This window comes from Singulisphaera acidiphila DSM 18658, from assembly GCF_000242455.2.
Classification (GTDB): Bacteria; Planctomycetota; Planctomycetia; order Isosphaerales; family Isosphaeraceae; genus Singulisphaera; species Singulisphaera acidiphila.
Genome location: NC_019892.1, coordinates 7,395,597 through 7,415,839 on the forward strand (window position 1 = coordinate 7,395,597; position 20,243 = coordinate 7,415,839).

The 20,243-nt window shown below is 61.9% G+C and carries 13 protein-coding genes and 1 pseudogene; 13 read left to right on the top strand and 1 reads right to left on the bottom strand.

The window, feature by feature from the left end; genetic code table 11:
- The first annotated feature begins 27 nt into the window (after positions 1–27).
- The 12 genes and pseudogenes from SINAC_RS28880 (at position 28) to SINAC_RS39185 (ending at position 17,008) form a co-directional block, all read left to right on the top strand.
- Positions 28–1,386 (top strand): DUF58 domain-containing protein, encoded by a 1,359-nt coding sequence (locus tag SINAC_RS28880; protein ID WP_015249106.1) that lies wholly within the window; start codon positions 28–30, stop codon positions 1,384–1,386.
- Complete coding sequence (locus SINAC_RS28885) at positions 1,383–3,689, top strand: transglutaminase TgpA family protein (protein ID WP_015249107.1); 2,307 nt, start codon at positions 1,383–1,385, stop codon at positions 3,687–3,689. Before SINAC_RS28880 ends, SINAC_RS28885 begins: the two co-directional genes overlap by 4 nt.
- A 119-nt stretch (positions 3,690–3,808) precedes the next feature.
- Complete coding sequence (locus SINAC_RS28890; RefSeq protein WP_015249108.1) at positions 3,809–4,831, top strand: DUF933 domain-containing protein; 1,023 nt, start codon at positions 3,809–3,811, stop codon at positions 4,829–4,831.
- A gap of 205 nt (positions 4,832–5,036) precedes the next feature.
- On the top strand, positions 5,037–6,002 hold the full coding sequence (locus SINAC_RS28895) for a fumarylacetoacetate hydrolase family protein (RefSeq protein WP_015249109.1): 966 nt from the start codon (positions 5,037–5,039) through the stop codon (positions 6,000–6,002).
- A gap of 242 nt (positions 6,003–6,244) precedes the next feature.
- Entirely contained in the window at positions 6,245–9,694 is a 3,450-nt protein-coding gene (locus tag SINAC_RS28900; RefSeq protein WP_015249110.1) for a pyruvate carboxylase, read from the top strand.
- A 38-nt stretch (positions 9,695–9,732) separates the two neighbouring features.
- Positions 9,733–10,500 carry a biotin--[acetyl-CoA-carboxylase] ligase gene (locus tag SINAC_RS28905; protein ID WP_015249111.1) on the top strand — a complete coding sequence of 256 codons (768 nt, stop codon included), beginning with the start codon at positions 9,733–9,735 and terminating at the stop codon, positions 10,498–10,500.
- An 80-nt stretch (positions 10,501–10,580) separates the two neighbouring features.
- Positions 10,581–11,378 (top strand): IS4 family transposase, encoded by a 798-nt coding sequence (locus SINAC_RS28910; RefSeq protein ID WP_015249112.1) that lies wholly within the window; start codon positions 10,581–10,583, stop codon positions 11,376–11,378.
- Positions 11,379–11,518: 140 nt separating this feature from the next.
- The gene (gene istA / locus SINAC_RS28915; protein ID WP_015248260.1) at positions 11,519–13,021 is read left to right on the top strand and encodes an IS21 family transposase; all 1,503 of its coding nucleotides are present in this window, start codon (positions 11,519–11,521) and stop codon (positions 13,019–13,021) included.
- Complete coding sequence (gene istB / locus SINAC_RS28920) at positions 13,018–13,890, top strand: IS21-like element helper ATPase IstB (RefSeq protein WP_015248259.1); 873 nt, start codon at positions 13,018–13,020, stop codon at positions 13,888–13,890. Before istA ends, istB begins: the two co-directional genes overlap by 4 nt.
- Positions 13,891–14,469: 579 nt before the next feature.
- The gene (locus SINAC_RS28925; RefSeq protein ID WP_015249113.1) at positions 14,470–15,375 is read left to right on the top strand and encodes a hypothetical protein; all 906 of its coding nucleotides are present in this window, start codon (positions 14,470–14,472) and stop codon (positions 15,373–15,375) included.
- A 276-nt stretch (positions 15,376–15,651) separates the two neighbouring features.
- Positions 15,652–15,969: a hypothetical protein gene (locus SINAC_RS28930; RefSeq protein ID WP_044147278.1), complete on the top strand. Its 318-nt coding sequence runs from the start codon at positions 15,652–15,654 to the stop codon at positions 15,967–15,969.
- A pseudogene (locus SINAC_RS39185) lies at positions 15,966–17,008 on the top strand (hypothetical protein). The gene SINAC_RS28930 and the pseudogene SINAC_RS39185 overlap by 4 nt, the downstream one beginning before the upstream one ends.
- A gap of 137 nt (positions 17,009–17,145) precedes the next feature.
- Here the strand turns inward: SINAC_RS39185 and SINAC_RS28945 are convergent.
- Positions 17,146–17,871: a tetratricopeptide repeat protein gene (locus SINAC_RS28945; protein ID WP_015249115.1), complete on the bottom strand. Its 726-nt coding sequence runs from the start codon at positions 17,869–17,871 to the stop codon at positions 17,146–17,148.
- 1,814 nt (positions 17,872–19,685) lie between these two features.
- Between SINAC_RS28945 and SINAC_RS28955 the strand changes: the two genes are divergently transcribed.
- On the top strand, positions 19,686–20,069 hold the full coding sequence (locus SINAC_RS28955; RefSeq protein ID WP_015249117.1) for a hypothetical protein: 384 nt from the start codon (positions 19,686–19,688) through the stop codon (positions 20,067–20,069).
- The last annotated feature ends 174 nt before the right edge of the window (positions 20,070–20,243 follow it).

Genomic DNA, 20,243 nt, shown 5'->3' on the forward strand with positions numbered 1-20,243 from the left:
GCCGACCGCGGAAGGAAAGTGGTCTCCATGGAGTCGCGTGGCTTCCTCAAGCGGTCCGCTCGCTGGGTGCTCGTCAGCCTGTGGCCGACTCAAAGACTTCTCTGGACGCGGGAAGGTCTCCTTTATATCGCCGTCTGGTTTGGTCTCCTGGCGACGGGCCTCAACCAGCAGATTAACCTGATTCTCCTCGTGGCCGGATTGGCGGCGGGACCGCTTGTCGCGTCCATCTTCGCCAGCGCGGCGATGCTCCGAAAACTTCGCGTCACACGGCGCGTCCCGTCTTACGTCTTCTCGGGCGAGCCGTTGACGCTCCACTACACGCTTGAGAACTCGCGACGTTGGATGGCGGCCCTGGCGCTCGCCATCGAGGACGATCTCACCCCTTTGGACCGAATCGTCTCCGGCGCGAGCAGCGTGACGCCTCGCGTTTTCTTCGCGCGGGTGCCCGGAATGACTCGGGCGCGACTCCGCTGGCAAGGGCCGAGTCCGAAGCGTGGGAAGTATCGATTCCGAATGCTCGACCTGGTCACCCGGTCCCCCTTCGGATTGATCGAGCGCCGCGTAACCACGCTGGAACCGGCTCAGTTGACCGTCTATCCGAGGGTCGGCCAGTTGACGCGCCGCTGGCAATTTCTCCAGAGGCAGGCCTCGGAAACCAATCGGGGACTCAGGCACGACCGCTCGGCCCAGCAACAAGAATATCACGGACTCCGCGACTATCGCCCCGGCGATAGTCCCAGGTGGATCCACTGGCGGACCTCGGCACGACTCGGGCAGCCGATGGTCAAGGAATTCGAGCAACAGAACGAGCAGGATCTGGCAATTCTCCTTGACCCTTGGCTTCCCAGGACCAAGGTCATGCCCGAACAGCGCGAGGCGCTGGAGAAGATGATCCAGTTCGCCGCGACGATCTGCCTCGAGACCTGTCGACACCAGGGGCGAAGGCTTCTGCTCGGCTGGACCGGCGCCACCCCTGGAGTTCGTCAAGGGCCGGCGTCAGTCAAGTTGCTTCACGAGTTACTCGAACAGCTCGCCGTCATGCGCCCCTCGTCCGAAGGTTCGCTCTCCGCACTGTTCGATGCCCTGCCCCCGGCCACCCTCCGCGAGGCCGTACTCGTCGTCGTCTCCACAAGGCCGGTGAACCTGCTCGAAGAGGCTGAACGATCCGAGCGTCTTTCGGGAGCGTCCGCACGCGGCCTGATGGGCCGGGTCGTCCTGCTCGACGCATCGAACGACGAACTCGCCGAGTTCATCCAATTTCCTGACGAACAGCCCACCAGTCCAGCAAGGCCTGGGGCGTCGAGTCCGAGGGTTTCGCCGGCTCAGATGCTTCAAGAGAGCGAGCAGGACGAGGTCGAAGCGCTCAGGGAGGGCTCCCCGCAATGATCTTCACGACCCTCTACCGCACCAGTTTTTATCTGATGCTGACATTGGCGACGTTGACCATGAGTGTCGACGTCACCGACAATAATTTCAGCATTCTTTTTCCGATCGCGGTGGCCGCCAGTGGTTTTCTCGCGGTGATGACCGTCGACCGTAACCCGGCGCTCGGCCTCCCTCGACCCGCAGCCAACGGCCTGGCAATGGTCTCGATCGGCCTCGTGCTACTCGAGTATCTGATCGATCCCGACTCGCTTCTGAGAGTGCTGGCCCACTTCCTCGTCTACCTCCAGTTGATCAAGATGTTTCTGCCCAAGACGCCCGAGGACGACTGGTTTCTCGTCCTGCTCGGCCTCACGCAGGTGCTCGTCGGCGTCTTCATCAGCCAGAGCGATCGCGTGGGCCTGCTGATGTTCTCCTGGGCGTTCCTCACTCTCTGGGTGCTGTCCCTCTTCTCGTTGCATCGAGACTCGCTACGGTATCGTTCGATTGCAAGTCCGGTGATCACCGTCTCGACGACCGAGCCTCAAGACTCGTTGCGGTCGGGTTCTCGTCCGATCTCTGCTCTCTCGGCGTCGGCCGCGTCGCACTCGGATGAAGCGTATCCGGGCTTGCTCGACCTCCCGTTTGTCCTCTCCGGGATCCGTGTGACCGCCTTGACGCTCGCCTTGGGCGGAGTGATCTTTCTCGCGATGCCCAGGCGCGGAGCCTCGGCGCGGATGTCGCGAGGGTCCGACCCCGTGGCCGGGCATCTCACCGGTTTCGACGACGAGGTCCAGCTCGGCCAACTCGGTGAGATCCTCGAGAACGACAGCGTGGTGATGAGCATTGAGCTATTCGATGAGAACCAGAAGCGGATTAAGCCAAACGACGAATGGCTCTGGCGCGGCGTCACGATGTCCAAGTATGCGGAAGGCCGCTGGTTTCGCGAAGAGAAGGGATACTTGACTCTCCCTCCGAGCCTCGATCGGCCGCATACGATTCAGCAATGGATCAAGCTGGAGGCGACCGACTCGCCCGTCCTCTTCGGGTTGCGACCGGTCATCGACATCGAGATCAAGGGAGGCGGCTCACGCCACGGTCCGGAATTCAACTCGAATGACGGCACATTCATGCGTGAGTCGCTCCGGCCGGGGGCGTTCGACTACGTTGTGATTTCCGACGCCGTCTCGACGGCACCTCAACCCGGTGAGGATCGGCTTCGGTCTCCTCGCCGCGAGGCCCTGCTTGCCGTCCCCGGCGAGCTCCGCGAACAACTCCGGAAAATCGCCCTCCCGCTCATCGCAAACATTCCTGCCCATGACAAGGAAGCCCAAGCGCGGGCGCTGGACGCCTATCTCCGGATCTCGGGTCAATTCAGCTATACGCTCCGCATGACCGTGGTGGATCGCAAGATCGACCCGGTCCTCGACTTTCTGATCAATCGCAAGGAAGGGCACTGCGAATACTATGCGAGCGCCCTTGCCTTGCTGTTGCGTTCGGTCGATATTCCGGCTCGCCTCGTCAACGGGTTCAAAGGAGGCGACTGGAACGAACTGTCGCAGGTCTTGAACGTTCGCCAGAAGCACGCTCACAGTTGGGTGGAAGCCTCGCTCGATCCCTCTGCCGATTCGCCGGCGAGGTGGCTGACCCTTGATCCAACTCCCGCCAACGAGCGACGTGAATCCGTGAATCGGGTGGGGGGATTCGGCTCGAATTTCCGCCAGTTCACCGATTTCATTCGGTATATCTGGGTTTTCTTTGTCGTCGGATATAACGCCGATCGGCAACAGCGCCTCATCTACGAGCCGATCAGGCAGCTCATCCTCGAGGCACGAAGCGGTTTCGCGATGATGGGGCAGTCCATTCGCCCTCTGCTTGCCAACCTGCTTCATTTTAAGGATGTGGGTCAGTTCATCAGCGTGCGCGGGTTCTTCGTCTCATTCACCGCGCTCTTTCTCCTTGTGATGTTGACCCGGGCCTGTCTCTGGGTCATCGGACGGATCGTCCGCTGGTATCGTGGGGCCGATCGAGACCCGTCATCACTTTCCGCAGGCGTGGTCTTCTATCGGCGCCTGACCCAGCTCCTGACCGACTACGGCCTGGAGCGTCCGCCAGCGGAAACACAGCACGAGTTTGCACGACGGGCCACGGTCTTCCTGACCGGTGGCGGGCTGAAGACCGAATCGGTCGCCGATGTCCCGCGCCTGGTCGTAGACGCCTTCTACCGGGTCCGCTTCGGCCACCTGACGCTCTCTCCGGACGTCCTGATGAACCTCGAAGCTCGACTGGACGCACTGGAAGCGAGCCTTCGCTCCAAAGACGCCTGAATTCGGCCCTTGACCTGTAATCTCGTTCTTATGTGATTAGGAACGCCCCTCCACCCTTCCTGCTAAAAAAGAGCCGAGAGGGCGAGGGGCTGCGAAAAAAAATAGAGGAGCGCCGGACGATGCGAGTCGGACTGGTCGGTTTCTCGGGAAGCGGCAAGAGCACCCTGTTTCAATTGCTGACCGGAGCGACGCCTGACCCTGGAAAGGTCCACGCCGGGCAGGTGGGCGTCGCGACTCTGGCCGATCCTCGTCTCGATTTCCTCACGGCACTTCACAAGCCGAAGAAAGTCACCCCAGCCACTGTCGAGATGCTCGACACGCCGGGATTGATCCCTGGGTCTCATGGCGACAACCCCCAGCGCCTTGCCTTGATTCGCGAGGGAGACGCCCTGCTCATCGTTCTCGGTTCATTCGCCGGAGCGAACCCGGCCAACGACCTGACCGGGTTCCGTGAGGAAATGCTTTTCGCCGACCTCAGTGTGGTCTCCAACCGAATCGAACGACTCACGGCGAGTTCCAAAAAACCGAAAGCGGACCGCGAGGTCCAGCTCAAGGAACTCGAGCTAATCAAACGCGTTTACGCCACGCTCGAATCGGGTGAGCCGATCTCAACCCTGGGTCTCACCGAGGAAGAAAAGAAGCCAATGCGGTCATTTGGCCTTCTGACCGACAAGCCGCAAGTCGTGCTGCTGAACGCAACCCAAGGGGAGGAAATTCCCCCCTCACTGCTGGCGATGGCTCCAGACACGCTTGTCCTCGATGCCAAGCTCGAGCTCGAACTTTCCCAACTCGACCCCGAGGAGTGCTCGAGCTTCATGCAAGACATGGGGATCACTGAATTCGGCCGCGACCGGATCATCCGCAGCGCTTACGACGCGGTCGGCATTATCACCTTCTTCACAGCCGGCGAACCCGAAGTCCGCGGTTGGAACCTCGAGCGCGGCGGGTCCGCGGTCGATGCTGCGGGAAAGATCCATACCGACCTGGCCAAAGGATTCATCCGAGCCGAGGTCACCGCATTTGACGACTTGGCCCGGCTCGGAACCATGAAAGAGGTCAAGGCGAAGAACTTGCAACGACTCGAGGGCAAAGAATACGTCGTCAAGGACGGAGACGTCGTCTTTTTCCGCAGCGGTCTTTGAGCGTGGGCTGGTTCGCCCTGTGCTGGATCGAAGACGAGAGGAGTCCCGCCGGGAGAAATTCGAGCAGGCCACTCCCATAGGGGGAAAATCGGGATCGGTCTGTTGTTGTTCGCCTTGGAACGAGGTATCGTAACCCGCCTCGAACGCAAAGGGCCGATCGGGGACGTAACGCGACGAGTTCCCACCCTGGACAGGAGGTTCCCGTATGCGACTCTGCCGATTCTCCCTCGATGAGATGATTCTCACGGGTTTCTACGTCGATGACTGCGTGGTTCCCATCGATCAGGCGGCCGAGACCTATTCTGAGGACCAAGGAGTCGAGTTGCTGCTCCCGTCCACAGACGACCTTCTCGATCTCCTTCCCCCGGAAGGGGCCTATTTTCATGCCGTCCGCGATCTCGCGTCCTGGGTGGAAGCACTCGACCCCTTGGCGTTGAGCGAGTTGGCCATTCCGATCCAAGACGTTGAGATTTTAGTCCCGATCGGCGCGCCTAGTAAGATTCTCCTGCTCGCGGGCAACTATGCCGAGCATATCGTCGAACGAGGCGGGCTGAGCGTCGAGCGAGCGGAGACGTTTCCTTACGTCTTTATGAAGCCGCCGACGACGACCCTGACAAACCCTGGCGATCCGGTCGTGATCCCTCGGGTCTCGCCCGACCATGTCGACTGGGAGTGCGAACTGGGCGTGGTGGTGGGCCGGACGTGCCGGGATGCCGACGAGGCCGACGCACTCGACTACGTCGCGGGTTATACGGTGGTCAACGACATCAGCGATCGGAAGTTCACACCGAACCCCGCCCGGAAAGCGCGCGAGCGAGATCGCTTTTTCGACTGGCAGCACGGTAAGTGGCATGACACCTTCTGCCCCGTCGGCCCCTGCATCCTGACGGCCGATGCCGTTGAGGATCCGCAAAACTTGGCGATTCAGCTCACTGTCAACGACGTCATCAAACAAGACTCCTCGACGTCCAAAATGATCTTTCCCGTCGCGGCGATCGTCTCGTTTCTCTCCCGATTCGTGACTCTGGAACCAGGCGATATCATTTCGACGGGCACACCATCGGGCGTCGGCTCATCAACGAACACCTATCTTCGACCGGGTGACACGTTGCGAGCGACGATTTCCGGAATCGGCACCTTGGAAAATCCGGTCGAAGCTGAGGATTCTTGACCTGACTCATCCCGTCGGATGCCCAAGAGACTCGCTCGCGGTTGATGGTCCGGTCTTGACCCAGGCCATAAACTCGACTCGTGTGACTCGATTATGCCGGTCATCGCGGGTTGTCCGCTCCGGGTCTCCTTCCCCATCGACGGATAGAATTTCAAGTTCCCAGCTTAATCTGGTATTCTTTAAGTCCTCTCCGTTTGTGAAGAGGGCGGTTTCATTTTTTTGTTTTTGCTTGGGATGGTGCGATGTCCGAGATTCGCAAGCTCCTGGTGGCCAACCGAGGTGAGATCGCTATCCGGGTCTTCCGGTCGGCGCACGAGCTCGGCATTCGCACCGTGGCCATTTATTCGCACGAAGACCGGTTCGCGGTGCATCGGCTTAAGGCCGATGAAGCCTATCAGGTCGGCAATGCGGGCGAACCGATCCGCAGCTATCTGAACATCGAGGCGATCATCGCCTTGGCCCGTGAAAAAGGGGTGGACGCCATCCACCCCGGCTACGGCTTTCTCTCGGAGAATGCGGAATTCGCCCGCGCCTGCAAGGCCGCCGGAATCGCCTTCATCGGACCGCGCGACGAACTGCTCGACAAGCTCGGGGACAAAGTGGCCGCACGCTCCTTGGCCAAGGCGGCGGGCGTCCCAGTCCTGTTGGGCAGCGAGGAGCCGCTCGTACCCGGCCCCGAGGCGCACAAGATTGCGGATCAGCTCGGGTATCCCGTCATCGTCAAGGCCTCGATGGGGGGAGGCGGCCGTGGGATGCGCGTGGTCGAGTCGGCCGAAGCGCTCGATTCCGCCATCGAACAGGCCAGCCGCGAGGCGGCGACTGCCTTCGGCGTTCCGGATGTCTTTCTCGAGAAGTTCATCCGCAAGGCCAAGCATATCGAAGTCCAGCTCCTGGGCGATCACCACGGGAATTTGGTCCACCTGTACGAGCGCGATTGCTCGGTTCAGCGCAGGCATCAAAAGGTCATCGAGATCGCCCCGGCGTACAACCTCGCCCCCGAACTCCGCGACGCGATCTGCGAGGCGGCCCTCAAAATTGGCCGTTATGTTCGCTATGACAACGCGGGGACCGTCGAATTTTTGGTCGACGACGAGACGGGAACGTTCTACTTCATCGAGGTCAATCCGCGCATTCAGGTCGAGCACACCGTCACCGAGATCGTGACCGGGATTGACCTGGTCAAGAGCCAGATTCTCATCGCGCAAGAAGCGGAACTCTCCGACCCTGAGATTGGAATCGCAAGCCAAGACTCGATCCAGACGCTCGGCTATGCCTTCCAGTGCCGGATCACGACCGAAGATCCGGTGAACAAGTTCACGCCCGATTACGGCCGGATCACGCACTACCGATCGGCCGGCGGCCTCGGTCTTCGGCTCGACGGCGGCCCCGGCATCACCGGAGGCATCGTCACTCCCTTTTACGACTCGCTGCTGGTCAAGGTTTCGGCCAGTGGCCGACGTTTTATCGACGCAGTCAAGCGGATGGAGCGAGCGCTTCAGGAGTTTCGTGTCCGAGGCGTGAAGACCAACATCCCGTTCCTGCTCAACGTCATCGACCACCCCGCCTTCCTCGACGGCCGCTGCACGACTCGGTTCATTGATGAAACCCCCGAGCTGTTCCGGTTTCCGATCCGGCAGGACCGGGCGACAAAGCTCCTGACGTTCGCCGCCGAGGTGACGGTCAACGGCTTCCCCGGCGTCACCCGCCCCGCCAATTTCGTCAACCAGGCCGAGCCTGCCCCTCCGGTGCACGACCACGTCGCCGCGCCGCCGGAAGGCTCGCGTCAGTTGTTCAAAAAGCTAGGGGCCGAGGCCTTCTCGCGCTGGATTCGCGATCAGACCCCGCTCCTGCTGACCGATACCACGTTCCGTGACGCCCACCAGTCGCTTCTGGCGACCCGAGTCCGCACCCGCGACATGCTTCGCGTGGCCGATGCCTACGCTCGGATCTGCCCGAAGATGTTCTCGATTGAGATGTGGGGAGGCGCCACCTTTGATACATCGATGCGGTTCCTCAAGGAAGATCCTTGGGAGCGGCTCAACCAGCTCCGAGAACGGATCCCCAACATTCTCTTCCAGATGTTGCTGCGGGGATCGAACGCGGTTGGCTACACCAGCTATCCCGACAACGTGGTCCGCAGCTTCGTCAAAGAGGCGGCGGCCGGAGGGATCGATCTGTTCCGCGTTTTCGACGCTTTGAACTGGATCCCCAACATGGAGGTCGCACTCGAGGCGGTACGCGAAGCCGGGGCCTTGTGCGAAGCCTCGATCTGCTACACCGGCGACATCCTCGATCCGAAGCGACCCAAGTACGACCTGGGCTACTACGTTCGGATGGCGAAGGAACTGGAGAAGCGCGGGGCCAACCTGATTGCGATCAAGGACATGTCCGGTCTCTGCAAACCCCTCGCCGCCGAGCGCTTGGTCAAGGCGCTCCGCGAGGAGGTGGGCGTACCGATCCACTTCCATACCCACGACATTGGCGGTGCGCAGGCGGCCAGCATCTTGAAGGGCGCCGAGATGGGGCTCGACGTTGCCGATGGGGCCGTCGCGTCAATGGCAGGGCTGACCTCGCAACCCAGCCTGAACGCCATCGTCGAGGCCTTGAAATTCTCACCCCGGGAAACCGAGGTGGATTCCGCAGCCCTGATCGAAGTGAGCCGATACTGGGAGCAGGTCAGGGCCTTGTATACGCCCTTTGAGACCGACCTCCGCGCCCCATCAGCCGAAGTGTATGCCTACGAAATGCCGGGGGGACAGTACACGAACCTGTTCCAGCAAGCCAAGGCACTGGGACTGGCGTCCAGGTGGCCCGAAGTCTGCAAGGCGTATGCCGATGTCAATATACTCTTCGGCGATATCGTCAAGGTTACACCCACCTCGAAAGTCGTGGGGGACATGGCCCTCTTCCTCGTCGCAAACAACCTGACGCCGTCCGACACGCTCGATCCCGAGCGCGAACTCGCCTTCCCCGAGAGCGTGGTCGAACTCTTCGAAGGGCGGCTCGGTCAGCCCCCCGGAGGCTTCCCCCCCGCGCTTCAGGAGCGAGTCCTCAAGGGACGCCCCGCGATCACCGACCGGCCGGGAGCCGGCATGCCTCCCGCCGACCTCGACGGTGCGCGAACGAAGGCCGCTGAACTGCTGGGCCGGCCCGCCAGCGATCGGGATGCTCTCAGCCTGATTCTCTACCCGCGCGTCTTCCCTGAGTTGGCGGCCCACGAACGCTCGTACGCCGATACGTCGATGCTTCCGACGCCCATTTTCTTCTACGGGCCTGATCCCGCAGCGGAAAACCTGGTCGAGATCGAACCCGGCAAAACGCTGATCGTCAAGCTGCTCGCCGTGGGCGAGCCGCACAGCGACGGCAAGCGAACCGTCTTCTTCGAGCTCAACGGTCAGCCCCGTGAGGTGGAGGTTGCCGATCGCTCTCTGGCCTCCACCGTTCGCGAAACTCCCAAGGCGGATCCCAACGACTCGAACCAGATCGGGTCTCCCCTGCCGGGCCTGGTCGTCGGCGTTGCCGTGAGTGTCGGCGACGCCGTTCGCAAGGGGCAAAAGCTGCTCTCGATCGAAGCGATGAAGATGGAAACAACCCTCTATGCCGAACGGCCAGGGCGAGTCGGCCAAGTCCTCGCGTCGGTCGGCCAGCAGGTCAAGACCGGCGAACTGCTCATCAAAATGACTAGCCAGTAAGGACGGGTACGGCCCGCCGGTTCCCCGACATTGATGATATGAACGGCCGCTTCATCAAGACCTGGATGTACAAGGAGGTCGTTGAATCCACCAACGACCTCGCCAGGCAGGTTGTCGTCAACGGCCTCGGTGATTGTCCTGTCCTTGTCTCGGCCGAGCGCCAGACGCGAGGCCGAGGTCGGGGCAATCACACCTGGTGGTCCGACCAGGGAAGCCTGACGTTCACGATCGGGATCGACCCCGCCGCTCACGGCCTTCGTACGGAGCACGAGCCCAGAGTGGCTCTTGCTACGGCCGTGGCCGTGATCGACGCCCTCGCGCAATGGATCCCACGAGAAACGATCAGGCTCCGCTGGCCCAACGACATTGAGGTCGAGGGCCTCAAGATCGCCGGCATCCTCCCCGAACGAGTCGAGTCTCCTCACGGGGTCCGGTTGCTGATTGGGATCGGGATCAATGTCTCCACTCGGCTGCATGATGCCCCCGCCGAGATCCGCCGGATGGCGACCTCACTCACTCAGCATACGTCCGATCCTTTCTCCGACACCGCCGATCGTGAACGTCTTCTGGCAAGGGTTATCGCCCACTTCGAGACATCGATCAGCCGGCTCGCCGAAGATGACCTCGGACTTGCCGTGCGCTGGGATCAACTCGACGCCCTGCGTGATCGGCCGGTGCGCCTCGACCTCGGTCCCCAGATCCTCCAGGGGATCGGGCGGGGGATCGACGCTTCGGGAGCCTTGCGCCTGGGCACCGACCAGGGGATCATGCTCCTCTACGGCGGGCAGGTCCTCAGAGACGACTGAAATTCCCCACGAATTGCTCACCATTACCCACAAGTTGGGTGCCGGCGATCTCTTTGCCTCTCCGGGTCGTAATCGAAGGGATGTGGTCAGAACACGAACTCCGCTCCGTGAACTTGGGTGATCGTCGCCTCAATCGTCGGCTCGCGGTCCTCGTCGAGTCCCTCGCGGCGAGGCCGGAGGCCAGTGTCCCTCAGGCGGCCGGCTCCTGGGCGGCTGCCAAGGCCGCGTACCGCTTCTGGGACAATGACCGGGTCTCTCCCGAGGCGATTCTGGCCGCCCATCGTGACAGCGTCTTCGCCCGTCTGCCCGAGAACGGCCCGGTCCTGGCCATCCAGGACACCACTGCGCTGGACTGGACGACTCACCCCGCGACTTCGGGATTGGGATACCGGGCGAACCGCCGCAAGGTCGGGCTGCTTGCTCACTCCGTCTTGGCGGCCGACCCCGAGGGCGTTCCCCTCGGCCTGCTGCATCAGCATGTTTGGGCCAGAGTCCCCGAGGAATTGGGGCATCGCGAGTTGCGGAACAAGTTGCCCACTAAGGCCAAGGAAACCCAACGATGGATCGACGCCTTGAACGCCACCGAGGCCGCATTGCCCCCGGACATGATCGTGGTGACTGTGGCCGATCGCGAGGCCGACTTCTATGATCTCTTCGCCACCACGCGGCGCGATGGATCTCATCTGCTGATCCGCGCCAAGCCTCGTCGCCGCGTCGAGAACCTCCTCGACCGAGCCTTGAGGACCGAGCCAGCCCGGGGGGCCTTCGATGTCGAGATCCCTCGGGGGCCTGGTCGCCCGGCGAGGGTTGCGAGCCTGACCGCTCGTTTCGCGGCGGTTTCCCTGGCTCCACCATTGACTCGCCGCATCGGCGTGTGAACGTCAGTCGAAAAACGTAGCGCGCGCCGGTCTCCGATGTTCGGTCGAAAAACGTAGCGCTCATGGATTCACTCGTGGCGTCTGGTACACCAAGGCGAACATCGTTTCGCCTCGATACCCACGCGTCGCGAGGTCTATGGGTGTTCACGCACATGCACAACTGGGCCGAGATCCGCCGCCGCGTCCTTGTGGACAGACAGAGCAAGCGTTCCATCTGTCGCGAGTTCGACATCCACTGGGACACCCTCCAAAAGATCCTCCTCCATGACGAACCTCCGGGCTATCGCCAGGCCCGACCCCGCGCCCGCCCCAAGCTCGAGCCGTTCTTGCCGATCCTCCACCAAATCCTCCAGGACGACCGCAAGGCTCCCAGGAAGCAGCGGCACACCGTTCGTCGCCTCTTTCAGCGCCTCCGCGATGAATACGGCTATCGGGGTGGATTGACCATGGTTCAAGGCGTCGTCCAGGCCTGGCGGGAGGGGCAAGCCGAAGCCTTCCTTCCCCTCATCCACCGGCCCGGCGACGCGCAGGCGGACTTCGGACGCGCCGTCGTCGACATCGCTGGGCATTCCTCCACCGCCGCACTGTTCGTCATGACGCTCACCCATTCCGATGCGATCTTCTGCGCCGTCTTCCCGCGGGAATGCACGCTCACCTTCCAGGAGGGCCATCGCCTCGCCTTTGCCTGCTTCGGCGGCGTACCCCGTCGGATCACCTACGACAATACCCGGATCGCCGTGGCGCGGATCATCGGCCAGCGGGGCGAGGGCGTGACGACCGAGTTCCTCAGACTGAAAAGTCATTACTTGTTTGAGTCTCATTTCTGTCGCGTCCGTTCCCCCAACGAGAAGGGGCACGTGGAGTCGCTCCTGGGCTACGCGCGGCGCAACTTCCTCGTGCCGGTCCCCGAGGCCGATTCGTTCGCCGCGCTCAATGCCCGCCTGCAGCAGAGTTGCCGGGGCGACCTGGGCCGCACCACGCGGGGCCAATCGCTGACCAACGGCCAACTTCTGGAGCGGGAGCGAGGCGAACTGCTCAACCTGCCCGAGGAGCCGTTGAGCATCCGTCAGGTGGAGGCGGTCCGGGCCAACTCGCTGTCGCTGGTGCGATTCGACCGGAACGACTACTCGGTCCCGACGCGATACGCGCATCGGCGTCTGACCGTGGTGGCGGATGTGGAACGAGTGCGGATGGAGACGGCCGGGACGATCGTCGCCGACCACACTCGGTGCTGGGATCGCTGCCGGACGATCTTCGATCCGGTCCATTACCTGGGCCTGCTGGAGCGAAAGCCAGGGGCACTGGACTTCGCACTGCCCTTGGAGGGCTGGGAGCTGCCGGCTTGCTTCGCGGCACTCCGTCGTCGCCTGGCCGAGGACCATGGGCCGCGAGGTCAGATCGAGTACATCCGAGTCCTGCGACTCCTGGAGCGAGCGACGCTCGAGGAGTTAACCGCGGCGGTCGAACAGGCCTTGCGCCTGGAGATCTCGGCGGTCGATGGAGTGCGCTTGATCCTGGAGCACCGGCGGGATCGGCCGACGGCGCCGTTGGACCTGGAAGGTCGTCCCCACTTGCCACGCGTCAGCGTCCCGCCGCCGGATCTGAGCGGCTACCGTTCGTTGTGCGGGGAGGCGCAGCCATGAGCCAGCCGAACGCAACGCCAGGAGACTTGGTCCGTTTGAAGCCCATGCTCAGGTCATTGAAGCTGCCGACGATCGGGGCGGAGTGTGAGAAGGTGGCCCGGCAGTGCGCGAGCGAACGGGTGGACCATCTGGGCTACCTGCTGCGGGTGTGCGAATTGGAGCTGATCGAGCGAGAACGGAAAGCGGCGACGCGACGCCTGAAGGCGGCGAGGTTTCCGGCGTTGAAGACGCTGGGTGAGTTCGCGTTCGCGGCCCAGCCGGCGATTCCCGAGCATCTGTTGCGTGAACTTTCGAGATGCGAATACATTGACAAGCGTGAGAATATTCTTTTGGTCGGTGCGTCGGGTACGGGGAAGACCCACCTGGCGACGTCACTGGCGGTGGAGGCATGCCAGCGGGGCAAGCGGGTGCGTTTCGTGCGTGTGACCGAGTTGATCACCAGCCTTCTGGAGGCACGGGATCAGCACCAGTTGGCGAGGCTGAAGGGCCAGCTGAGCAAGCTGGACCTGTTGGTGCTCGATGAGCTGGGTTACGTGCCGGCGAGCAAAGTGGGAGCAGAGCTGCTCTTTGATGTCATCAGTACTTCATATGAGAGAACCAGTCTGATCGTGACAACGAACCTGCCGTTCGAGCGCTGGACGGAGGTACTGCTGGACGCGAGTTTGACGGCGGCGGCGTTGGACCGGCTGACCCATCGCTGTCACATCGTGGAGACGGGCAGTGAGAGTTATCGCCTCAAGGAGGCGAAGCGTCGTCGGGGCGGTGATGGCTTGAATCGCGAAAGGAGGGCATCGAGTACGGGACTCGTGGACGAAAGTCGAGTGGCTGAGCGATCGTCCCCTGTGGACGAGGCGAGCTCGAGCAGGTAACGTCTGTTTACCGGGCGCTACGTTTTTCAACCGGCGCGCGCTACGTTTTTCGACCGACGTTCACACTGGATCGCGCAGGCGATGGCGAGCCCGGCGTGACGACCCTCTGGCGCGGCCTCCGGCGACTGGACGACCTGATCCTGGGTTGGAATCTCGCCGAGCAAGCGTCGCGGGCCCGTCCCCCAACTTGTGGGTAATGGTAAGCGATTCGTGGGGAAGGTCAGTATACCGTCGTCGCATGGCTGTACGCAGAGTTGCCCGCGCGTTGGAAGCGGGTCCGCGCGGTGAACTGGCCCGGCAAGCACGATGTAACCTTCTCAGGCGCGATCACGTCGGTGCGTCGTTGGTTATGGCTGGAATGGGTTTTGATGATCCCAGGCCATCGCGATGCCTTCCAAAAACTCTTGCCTGGATTGCGGAGAACCCTTCTCAACGGCTTGGCCCCGGCGGCCTGAGCCGTCCGCCAGACCGTTCCGAGAGTGCGAACGCCTGTCGGAAATGCCAGGATGAGGCACCTCCTCGATCAAGGTGCGCGCAAGGAGGGGTAAGATACCAAAACGGCAAGAGTCGAGCTGAGACATGGCCAAGAAATTCCCCCGGTTCAAAGCCGGCGAGCAATTCGGGCTGCGCGGCCGCAATGGTGAGCTTACCCTGGACAAGCGGGCGGCCGACCTGCTGAACTCGGCCGCTGAGGAAATGAAGAGACTGGGCCGGGTCTCGGTGACGCCACCGCTGCGCTGGACGGAGACCGCGGATGGGCGGAAATTCGCCTGTGATTTCAACCCCGAGATCATGGTCAAGCTCAGTGGCTCGGGCAACCCCTACTCGTTCGTGCAGCAGCAGTACAACCCCACCACCAACACCTGGAGCAATATGGCGGGCGGTCGCACGGGCACTTCGAACTGCTACGAGTCGAAGGGGAAGAGCGAGCTGGCGGGGAAGGTGGTGCAGATTGCGTGGGAACCCTCGGCCGGGGATTGGCGTTTTCAGTGGGTTGGCTTCGGTTGCGTAGGCGATTCTACGCACATCTGCGTGTGCGGTTGCCCAACGCCGTACCCTACTGCCGCATCGATTGGTGACGACCAGGGCATGCACGCGTTGACCGGGAACACGATAACCAAGGCGTGGACCTCCGGCGTGCTTTCGATTCCGACTCAAACCTACTCGAACCCCCTCGGTTCCTGCGTTTTGGCCTCGTCCCCGCTCTGGCACTGGGACTACAGCTACACATTGTCCCCAATCTGCGGGACCGGGAAATGGAGGCTACGGCTCAGCTACGGCGTCGCCTCGTGCCAGGACACGCCTGGTGGCTCTTTCGCTGATCACCCAGGTGCGACGGGACTTGCAGGTGTGGCTCAACGCAACGTTGACGTCCTCATAGATATCGATTGCAGCAACACGAGCCTGCTCGCATTCGCAATCCCGACGCGCCTTAACGGCTTGACCGTGCCAGGTGGCGGCGGAACTCTCACGGTGGCGTTCTGAAATGAACAGCAGATGCGGACACTGCCCGTTGCGTGACGAGACCCGGGATTGCCCCGGCCAGCGAAACGCGGGGGTGTGCCGGCGGGCCGACGCCTCGTCGCCCGAGCACCGCCCCGGCATCCTTCAGCAGATCCTCAACTTTGGCGCGGCCGTCGTTCAGCATATCTCGGCGGGATCGCCAAAGGCAACGGACGCGCAAAGAGACGCACGCTTGGCGATCTGCAAAGGGTGTAACTCTGGAATCTGGAGATTCTGCCGCCTCCCTGGTATGACGGGATGCTCCCCGACACCCCTGGAGGCGAAGCGATGGAGCGGACGGTCACGGTCAGGACGGAGTTGGAGTCGATCTTGGTCGAACAGGCCCTGGCGATGGCGCGCGAGTTGGAGGCCGTCACCGATGCGGCTCCGGACGGTCAAGTCCTGGCCGTCGGCGAGTTGGCCGCTGTTCGACTCGGCCGCGAGTTGACCCGCGTCGCCCTGGAGTCGGCCTTGCAGCAGCAGGCGCAGGCGGCCGAGAAAAAGGGGCTCCTGGCCGAGCCTGCCCCTGCGGCGGCCGTCGCGCGATCAAGGACCAGGCGGCCAAGACGACCGTGACCGCCGCCGGCCGGGTGACGCTGCGTCGTCGCTCGCTGCGGTGCCACGGCTGCGGCTTAACGGCTCATCCCCTCGACGCCCGCCTCGGCGTCGACGGCTTCCTCAGCCCGCACGCTACCCGGTTGGCCTGCCTGGCGGCGGCGAGTTGGTCGTTCGACATCGCCTCCGACCGCCTGCACGAGTTCGCCGGCGTCCCCATCAACGGCGAGACGATTCGCCGGCATAGTCATCGCGCCGCCCAAGCTCTGACACGGCGGCGCGAGCAGGAGCCGCCGAAGGCGCACTTCGAGGACGCCGAGGGGGAAGTCGAATTCCTGACTGACGGCGTCATGGCTCCGACCCGCGGCGGCTGGCGGGAACTGAAGATGGCGTTGTACTTGAAGCGACCGCTCGGCGAACCGGCCGAACCCAACGCCTGGGCCGAGCGGGAACTGCCGCGGCCGACGGCGCAGGCGGCCTATGCCATGGTCGCCGACAGCGAGACGTTCGCGGCGCGATGGATGCCGCTCTGGCCCAGGCGTTGGGGATCGAGCCGGCCGGTTCGTTGACGGTCCTGGGCGACGGCGCCGAGTGGATCTGGAACGCGGCCTCGACGCAGTTCCCCGCGGCCACGCAACTCCTGGACGTCTTCCATGCTTGCGAGCATCTCGCCTCGGCGGGCCGCGCCCTGTTCGGCGACGAGGCCGCCGACTGGGTCGAACGAGGGCGGCACTCACTCCTGGCCGACGGCTGGCCGGGGCTGCTCGACCACGTCGGAGCAATTCCGGTCGAGGGCCGGACGACGGCCGGTCAGGCCGGCCTCGATGAACTGATCGGCTATTTCGCCAAGCATACCAACCGTCTCGGCTATTACGGTCGGCTCCGTACGGGCCGCTCGATCGGTAGTGGTGGAGTGGAGAGTCTGGCGCGGCGGATGGGCCGTCGGCTCAAAGTCCCGGGACGGGGCTGGTGCGTGGATCACCTGGAGGGCATGGCGTCCCTGATCGCCACCGCCGACACCCCGGAATGGGAGAGCCTCTGGACTCGGACCGCCGCTTGATCTCCAGATTCGAGAGTTACACCCGCGGCAATCGAGCAGCGACCGGCGGCAATGGCACGCGCGGATAAACCCCGGATCTCGCTGGGGGGCCAAGCTGGGGTCGCTGGAGTGCGGGCCGTGCCAAGATAGGGCCCGGGTCATTTCTTAGGCAGCGTCTTGAGCCGTTCACGGGCCGTCTCCGCCTCGGGGTAGTCCGCAAAGTCTCGAATGACCCGCTCGTACCACACCTTCGCCGAATCGTACTTCTTCCCCTGACGGTAACTCTCGGCAGCGTTCAACTGCTGGGCAGCCTCCTTAGCTTTTTTATCTGTTTTGGCTGGCTTGGCTTCTCGTTCTGGCTTAGGCGGAACATAGTTCGGGTTCTCGATGAGGCGGGCGACGTTGAACCTGGCGACCCATAGCTTTTGATCTTTGAGTGGTCCGTCCATTATCCGCACGACCGCGGCGTCAGGACGCGGGTCCTCAGCCTCGTGCTCTTCGATTTCAAGAACCAAAACACCAGTTTTCTGGGGTATCCACTCCATGTTTTTACCCATCCGCAGTTCGTCGACCCCAACGCTGTCCTTGATCTCCAATGCTTTCCAATAGTCTCTGTAGACAAAATTGTATTTTGCTCCGTATACACGATACAGACGATCTGTCTCCTCGTAGTAGCCGTAGACCATCGCGTGGTCGCCGCGCTTAGGCTCGTAGCTGGGATCAGGGATACGCTCCACTGACGAGGCTTTCTTCGCCGGAGCCTCATCCGAGATTTTCTTGTCCTCGTCGTCCCCATTGACTGCCGAGACCAGTGCGAGGATCGCCAGCACGACCACGCCTTGAACTATCCTCAGGGACGTTCTTCGTTCCCTAGTTCCGCGCATCACCAAACCCTCCCGTCGCCCAATCCCCTAAATGCATGCACTTAGGTATTCGACCACGGCGGTGACGGCTTGGCAAATGGGTAGGTTTTGTTCAGGTGGGTGGGAACGGTGGGTGAAGCGATAACGCTGATGTGAGAGCCGAAGCGTTATCGTAAGCAACCTTGTCCACTGAGGTGGGCAATTCGAGGATCGGACTTTGGAGACCGCTTTCCAGTTGCCGATTGCTCAAGTGGCGACATGGAGGGTTGACTGTGTGATCTCGCAGAATTATAAACATGGCGAGTTTCCGCACAATAAGGCGACACGCGGATAATCCCAGCACGACACCCTAGACACAGGAATTCCCATGCTGAGCTTCAAGAGTCGGCGGCGAGGGGCGGTCCAAAGCAAGCGATTTGTGCCCGAGGGGGTGAACGAACAGGCCGGGGCTCGCCTAGAATCGCGGGCATTGACCGCGCCGGCGTTTTGGAGACAACCCGTACCGGTGGGGAGCCATCTTGGTGCCAGTGCTACCGTGGCGGGGCGACTCGGAACCGTGCCCTATCTAGACGATAACTCGGACATGTACAACACTGAAGCGGCCCTGTCTCTCACTCTAGACACCCCTCCGCCCGATCTCCCAGCCAGCGTGACCTTCTCGGGTTATGCGACTGCCAACATCAACGACATCGCCCAGACATTTGCGCCGGATGCGCCGGTTGGATCCGACACGATTTCTGGGAATACAACGGCCCGGTGGGAACTTTCGAGATCTGGAGATACACATTCCCTGTGGCCTATTGGTAACCCGCTGGTTGAGAGCGCTGCTGGCCGCGATTACGTGCTAGCTGATGACTCGTCAACCCCGGCGGCCACAACGTTCGTTGCGAATGCTTCCATCAATCTCATCGGAAACACGAATGCTGTTTTCGCCATCCACGCCGACGTACAATTTACTTATCCAAACTTCTCAATTGTCGCAGACGGCACTGGTTTATATGGATTCACGCGAGTCCTCGTCAATGGAAATTCGGTAACTCTTCCTTCGTCCGGTTCCTTCACTCAGGCCGGCGTCACGGTCACATATTCCGCGACAACGACTTCGGTGCTAGCGACGGCTTCCGCACCCCTGAGCGCACTCCCGACCGTCACCCGTGGTGTCCCCGGCGACCCCAACTACGTCCGGGGCATCGCTATGAGTGTAGGCACACATTCGTCGCTCTCTAACACTGTTAGTTACCCGGGACAGCCCGAAGGTGTAACGACCCTGACCACGCATTACGATGCCCACTTCGAGGATGCCCCTACCCCCTAAGTCCACAAATGGCTGCGGCTGCGATTCGCCCAGCTCGGCCGGACGACGAGAAACCTGATCACGCCAGAGTCGATCGACGAAGAGGCGGCCGGCTCTGGCTGCCGGGATGCGGTCCAGACGACAAAGATGCAGGGTAAGCCGCTCCTCCTGCGCCGCTGACACGCGGGGATAAGCCCCGGATCCCGCTGGGGACGAGGCTGGATGGGCCCGATTGCATCCCGCGCCAGGAGGCCAAGGCATGATCTTCCGGCAATTTTGCCGGCCCCCAGTATTTCCCCATGGGGGGATTGGCCAAAAGAATCAAGCGAACAAGAAAGATTCTAGGCGATCATTAAAGTGAGCATGTGGCTTTAGGAAAGTTTAAGCGAGAGTCGCTGAAAAGTGCGAACCATTTGCCCGAAAGTAAGCTACTCTGTAGTGCAGGTTCGCCTGGCGTTTAGGACCCGCTCTGGCGTTCCAGGCCACTGTCAGTGAGAACCGGTCCTCACTCTCGTTAACACTCCAAGGAGTTGCATCACTAATGACAACCAGATTTGCGTGGCTGAGATCGCACAAGACGATCTCACTAAGCATTGCGATCGCGGCGATTGCTTTGGGCCTTTTCACGCCCAAGGACGCGAACGCCGGTGCAACCATAACGTCTCACGCCTCGTACCAAGTCATCACGAGCGAAGCCGACAATTTTATAGCCTATGGCGATTTATTTGATTATGCGTTTGGCTATATTCAGCTCTGGGATCAGGACGACAATATCATCCCGCCTACTTCCTTGTACACAGACAGCGTAGTCCTGGAATGGTGGGTCGCGACTTTCCCTCCACTGGCTCCTGGATTCTATTCTTTGCACGTTGAAGACATCAACGGAGACGGTCAGACGATAGTGTATTTAATTGTAACTGGTTGAACGCGTGCCGACCGAGGGCCAGCCGTGGATCTGTCCCTCGGTGATCAACCTCGGATTCTCAAGACCAACGAGTCTTCGCAACGAAGGCTCGTTGGTCTTTTTGCGAGGGGGAGGGATCCGTGAGTGCGGTTGCGCCTTTGCGGACGGAAGGCGAATCCCGAAATCAGCCCCTCC

Excerpts from the sequence above, each read along its gene's own strand:
- istB (WP_015248259.1), top strand. The coding sequence starts at position 13,018 with ATGAGCCAGCCGAACGCAACGCCAGGAGACTTGGTCCGTTTGAAGCCC.
- SINAC_RS28885 (WP_015249107.1), top strand. The coding sequence starts at position 1,383 with ATGATCTTCACGACCCTCTACCGCACCAGTTTTTATCTGATGCTGACA.
- SINAC_RS28910 (WP_015249112.1), top strand. The coding sequence starts at position 10,581 with ATGTGGTCAGAACACGAACTCCGCTCCGTGAACTTGGGTGATCGTCGC.
- SINAC_RS28945 (WP_015249115.1), bottom strand. The coding sequence starts at position 17,871 with ATGCGCGGAACTAGGGAACGAAGAACGTCCCTGAGGATAGTTCAAGGC.
- SINAC_RS28930 (WP_044147278.1), top strand. The coding sequence starts at position 15,652 with ATGCTCCCCGACACCCCTGGAGGCGAAGCGATGGAGCGGACGGTCACG.
- SINAC_RS28880 (WP_015249106.1), top strand. The coding sequence starts at position 28 with ATGGAGTCGCGTGGCTTCCTCAAGCGGTCCGCTCGCTGGGTGCTCGTC.
- SINAC_RS28955 (WP_015249117.1), top strand. The coding sequence starts at position 19,686 with ATGACAACCAGATTTGCGTGGCTGAGATCGCACAAGACGATCTCACTA.
- SINAC_RS28925 (WP_015249113.1), top strand. The coding sequence starts at position 14,470 with ATGGCCAAGAAATTCCCCCGGTTCAAAGCCGGCGAGCAATTCGGGCTG.
- SINAC_RS28900 (WP_015249110.1), top strand. The coding sequence starts at position 6,245 with ATGTCCGAGATTCGCAAGCTCCTGGTGGCCAACCGAGGTGAGATCGCT.
- SINAC_RS28895 (WP_015249109.1), top strand. The coding sequence starts at position 5,037 with ATGCGACTCTGCCGATTCTCCCTCGATGAGATGATTCTCACGGGTTTC.
- SINAC_RS28905 (WP_015249111.1), top strand. The coding sequence starts at position 9,733 with ATGAACGGCCGCTTCATCAAGACCTGGATGTACAAGGAGGTCGTTGAA.
- SINAC_RS28890 (WP_015249108.1), top strand. The coding sequence starts at position 3,809 with ATGCGAGTCGGACTGGTCGGTTTCTCGGGAAGCGGCAAGAGCACCCTG.